The organism is uncultured Anaerococcus sp. (assembly GCF_937934665.1).
Lineage (GTDB): Bacteria > Bacillota > Clostridia > Tissierellales > Peptoniphilaceae > Anaerococcus.
In genome coordinates this window covers 1-5,141 of sequence record NZ_CALGYW010000152.1, presented here as the reverse complement: position 1 = coordinate 5,141, position 5,141 = coordinate 1, and the positions used below count along the sequence as shown (strand labels likewise).

Genomic DNA, 5,141 nt, shown 5'->3' with positions numbered 1-5,141 from the left:
CTCGGCTCGTTTGGCTTTATCAAACATTGCTAGATGGGTTTTATCTTTCTTATGCAAAGAGTTTAAAAAGTCAGTATAAATATAATCTAAAACAAGGGCTCCTCCATACCAAATGGTTTGCCGTAGGCAAACACATTTTCCCCCGCGAGGGGTCGCCCGGAGGGGGTAACGGAAGGGGGTTTAAGGGGGACCCGATAGTGGGAACGTGCGAAACGTTCCCCAGGGGTCCCCCTTATTACGAAGATTTAACTGTAAGTAGAATAATAATTTATAATAGCTAAGAAATATAATTTATCTATGATAAAAACCCTCATACCTCGTGCCTCCCACTTTTACAAAGATTCAACAATAAAAAGAATAAATCTATTCAAGATAAAGAAAAGTTTAAAATAAAGCTAATAATAAATTAGCTTTAATGATGCATTAAAACTATGGTATAATATTATAAATAATAAGAAGGTATAATATTATAAATAATAAGAAAAAAGGAGTTATTATGGATTTTTCTTTAGTTCCAGTTGCTGACAAACAATTTTTTAACTTTATCTACCTAGGCCTTGCCTCCAAGGACAAAAACCTTATCGCTATGTTTAACACCAGGGGCAATACCATGATCAAGGAATCTGTTGCAGCAGACCTTGACATAGACTACCTAGATAGTGATTATATAGATGACAACAAAACCTACAAAAGAGCCTTTCTTTCTGACCTACTTATAGGTGGTCTTAAATTAAATAAGGTTCCAGCTTTAGTTAGTAAAGATACTGCCTTTGACCTTGGCACAGATCCAATGGGCAATACCAATGACTGCGACATGGTCCTAGGTTGGAATGTTATTTCCCAATTTGCCTGGAGAGCCAATCCAAAAGAGGGCCGTTTTGAAGTTCAAACATCTGACTTTTTAGAGCCAAATAAGAAAAAAGCGAACCAACCAATTATAAATATAGGTTTTAATGGCTCTATTATAAAGGCTGCCATTGACACATCTAGACCCCTTACCATCATTTCTCCAAATATAGCAAAAGAAGCTATAGAAAGTGATAAGGAAATAAAAGATACCCTAGCTACGCTAGGCGAATCAATCGAAGGCATTACTAACCTTAACCGTTTTAAGTTTGAAAATGACAATAAAGAAGTCACCCTAGGCTCAGTTCAAATTGAAAAAGACCTAGAAGGAAATGATATACAAGTCGTATTTGGAGCAGACCTTTTAAGGTCAACTAAGTGGGCCATTTACGGACCAAGCGGCTATATTAGACTAGAAAATTTTTAAAATGTTTACAATAAAAGAAATAGAAGAGATCTTCAAAGAAAATTCCAACCCAGAAAGAGCAAGTAAGATGGCAGCCTACATGAGAAATCTTTTTGATTTTTATGGCCTACCGGCTCCAAAGAGACGAGCCATTTCTAAGGCCTATATAAAAGAAGGAAAAAATCTTGCTTCCATAAATTGGCAAGATTTAGAAGAGCTCTTCTCCCACAGATATAGGGAAATGAATTACCTGGGGCTAGACCTACTAAAGGCCCAAAGTCACCTTCTAACCATAGATGACTTTGAAAACCTAGTAGCCCTTGCTAGGATCCGTCCTTGGTGGGATACTATAGATAATATTGACGGCATAATTGGCTCTCTTGGCCATGAAAATCCAGATTTTGAAGAAAAAATACTTAACCTTGCTAGAAGTGACAATTTTTGGCTAAGAAGGATTGCCATAGGCCATCAAAGAAAGTACAAAGATAAAACCAAGACTGACCTTCTTTCAAAAATTATAAAAATTAACTTACAAATACCTACAAAAGACAAGGACGAAAAGTTTTTTATAGACAAGGCTATAGGATGGGCCTTAAGAGAATATTCCAAGACCAATCCTAGCTGGGTAAGTGGTTTTTTAGAAGAAAATAAAAACGATTTAACCAAACTTTCCCTAAGAGAAGCTAGTAAATACTTGTAAAGGCTAAATATTATTTTAGAAATAGTCATTAATAAATAAGAAAACTAAAATACTTATTATATTTATATGAAAATATGATAAAATAGAGGTAAATGGAGGAAACTATGAAAAATAACAGAAAAAAAGTCGGATACGGACTTCTTTCCCTAGCTCTAGCCTTAGCCCTACCGCTAAATGCTCTTGCTGATGAAGTAAAAGAAGAACCTGCTAACGACCAAGGCCAACAAACAGAGACCCTAATAAAAGATGAAGAAATAAAAACAGAAGACACAAGCACAGATAACCAAGCACCAGCTCCACAAGTTGAAGCTCCACAAGTGGCAAGACCAACTAATCCTGCTCCACAAGTGCTAGCACCAAGCCAAAACCTAGAAGCAAATACCAACTACATAAGCCAACAAGGCAAGGAAAAAGAAGACAAGGTCGAAGTGACCCCTTATGATGTAGAATTTAAAGAAGAAAAGGACGGAGCAAAAAACGTTACCTATCTTTCCTATTCCTTTGGCATAAAGGGAGATGACCTTCCAAAAGAATACACCATATCAGTTTTTGCCCTAAAAAATGGCGAGGTCAAAAACCTAAACATAGATAATATAATTTCTGATGATAATATTTTAACAACAAGCGAAGAGATAGAAAAAGTTTCTGAAAAAATCGAAAATGATGACATAAAGGGCTATCAGATAAAAACAGAAATTACTTCTACTGGATCTGTAAAAGCAACAGTAAAAATCGAAGAAGACGAAGATCCTGGTGACTATTCTATTTATTATGTAGTAAGCAGGGAAGGCAAAGCTACCCTAGGCAAATTTGATGCAAACCTAGGCAAGGGCGGAGAAGATAGCTTCTACATGGACCGTGAAGAAGTCAAAAAAGACTACGAAAAGAGCACAGAAGAAAAAGAAAAACCATTCGAAAACCTTCCATTTACAAAATACCTCCTAAATGATACAGACGAGGAGAAAAAACTAGAAGCATACCTAGACCTAGGTCTAGAAGATAAGGCATCTTACAAACTAGAAGTAACCTATATCGATACAGAAAATAGAGAAGTAAAAACAGAAGAAATAACAGATCTAGAAGGCTATCTACTACCAGCCAACACCCTAGCTAAGCTAGAAGTCAAAGAAAAGAAAGACAACCTTATAGACGCATCTGAAGTTTTAGAAGATGAGGTTAAATCAGCTAAGGAAAACGAAGAAGCTTCACCAGAAAAAACTGAGCAAGCAAAAAATACTAAAAGCCCAGATGAGCTTGTAAAAGAAGAAAGAGAAACTTTAGAAAAGGCAAATCCAGACCTTGATTCAGAAAGTCTAGACGTAAAAGCCCTAGCTTATACAATTGAAAAACAAAACGATAGGCTAAAAGACCTCATCAGCGATAGTGATAAGGCCAAAGTAGATCCAACCAGCCTTACAGAAGAAGAAATATCAGAAGATGCTAGGTCCAAGGCCCTAAAACTTGTAGAAGAGAAAAAGAAATCTATCTTAGAACTAGAGCCAGATATAGACGAAGAAAACCTAGACATCAGAAGCATCTCCCAAGTTCTAAGAGCTCAAACAAAGAAAATTCAAGACCTAATCCAACAGGCCTTCCTAAACTACGAGCTAGATAGCCTGGCTGAACTTGAAAAAGAAAACCCAGACAAGGCCAAAGAAGAATACAAAAAAATTGCTGAGCTTATAAAAGAGGCTAAAGAGACTAACAAAAAGGCAGAGGTTAAGCTAGTCGAATTAGACGAAATCATCCTAATCGAAAACACCACCGACCCACTCATGAAAAGAGTAAATGGAGCCAAACCAGTCCTAAACCTAGGCATGCTAACTCCACTTACTAAAATAGAAAACTTAACCAAAGACTCTCCAAAAGAAAGCGAAAGGGACTTCTCAACAAATCTTGAAAAGAAACTAGACGCAGCAATCAAAAAGGTAGAAACTGTAACCATAACAGAAAAAGACGATAAAAAAGCAGAAGAGAAAACAAATAAAGATGATAAGGCTGAAAGCCAAGAAAAATCTAAAGAAGAGACAAAAGAGATAAACACACCAATATTTGTAAGATACCTCCTTACCTTGACAAGGGAGTCTACTTTATAGACCTAGAAGGCTTCTATGATGACAATATTACAGAAGAAAAAATTAGCAAGATAGAAATGAATATCAAATTCCAAACAGAAAGATATTTCTACTCACAAGCTAAAGACAAATACAGAAATGGTATAGGAGCAAATGAATCCTATATTATTAAGGTAACTGGTAAGGTTGCAGATAAAAACAAGATGGCATATGTAGGCCATGGTAAACTCGAAAGAGTATCCACCAGCGCCGTCTCTGAAGCCCTAACCACATTTTCGAAAGGAAATGTATGGTAGGACTGATGCAGAGGCAGACAGAGGCCGCAAGGCCGACGAGAGACCTCATAAACGCTAGACCAGTATGAACGAAGAATATACACAAAACCCACAATAATTATTAGGCTCTTGCCACGCACCCCGTCTCGACTAAGAGAGCGAAGCGAACGCATGGAGAGATCTCTAGTAATAAATGTAATAAGGATACGGTAAAGGAAACACTATTTTCAATAATTGTTAGGCTCTTGCCACCCACCCCGTCTCGACTAAGAGAGCGAAGCGAACGCATGGAGAGATCTCTAGTAATAATTGTAATAAGGATACGGTAAAGGAAACACTATTTTCAATAATTATTAGGCTCTTGCCTATGATTATAAAGCCAAAACCACTTCCGCTAGTACAGGGAGGTGGAAAAGGCAGGCTTATATAGCCAAAAAACTATTATTATCCCGTTCTTTATGGCATAATAGAGATAAGGATATTGCTTGACCTTGTAGGCAAGAGCCTAAGGTTATGCAAAAACAGGCTATGGCCTAAAGATTGATAGAAAGAAACTATGTGAAGCCCTATCACAATCCGATTTTTATCGGATTGATTGAAGGACTGATGCTTTAGCACAAAATTTCATAGAAATTTTGAGATTTGACGAAGTATATATAGGTAACACAGTTATTACACATCAAGTCACAACCAAGCGACACTGACAAAAAATATAAAGGAGAAGAATATGAAAAAGAAAATTTTGTCATTATTGACAGCATTTGCAATGGTATTCGGTATCATAGCCGCACCATTCACAAGTGCTAGTGCAGCTGATGCTAAAACATCTGATGCTCCAG

General features: G+C 36.9%; 5 protein-coding genes. All 5 read left to right on the top strand.

The window, feature by feature from the left end; genetic code table 11:
- A partial coding sequence (locus Q0410_RS07710) for a hypothetical protein (RefSeq protein WP_299035230.1) occupies nucleotides 1–281 on the top strand: 281 nt, incomplete at its 5' end.
- A 215-nt stretch (nucleotides 282–496) separates the two neighbouring features.
- Nucleotides 497–1,273, top strand: coding sequence for a hypothetical protein (locus Q0410_RS07705; protein ID WP_299035227.1), 777 nt, complete (start codon nucleotides 497–499; stop codon nucleotides 1,271–1,273).
- Nucleotide 1,274: 1 nt separating this feature from the next.
- Entirely contained in the window at nucleotides 1,275–1,952 is a 678-nt protein-coding gene (locus Q0410_RS07700; RefSeq protein ID WP_299035224.1) for a DNA alkylation repair protein, read from the top strand.
- A 104-nt stretch (nucleotides 1,953–2,056) separates the two neighbouring features.
- Entirely contained in the window at nucleotides 2,057–4,048 is a 1,992-nt protein-coding gene (locus Q0410_RS07695; RefSeq protein ID WP_299035221.1) for a hypothetical protein, read from the top strand.
- 56 nt (nucleotides 4,049–4,104) lie between these two features.
- Complete coding sequence (locus Q0410_RS07690) at nucleotides 4,105–4,323, top strand: hypothetical protein (protein ID WP_299035219.1); 219 nt, start codon at nucleotides 4,105–4,107, stop codon at nucleotides 4,321–4,323.
- Nucleotides 4,324–5,141 lie beyond the last annotated feature (818 nt).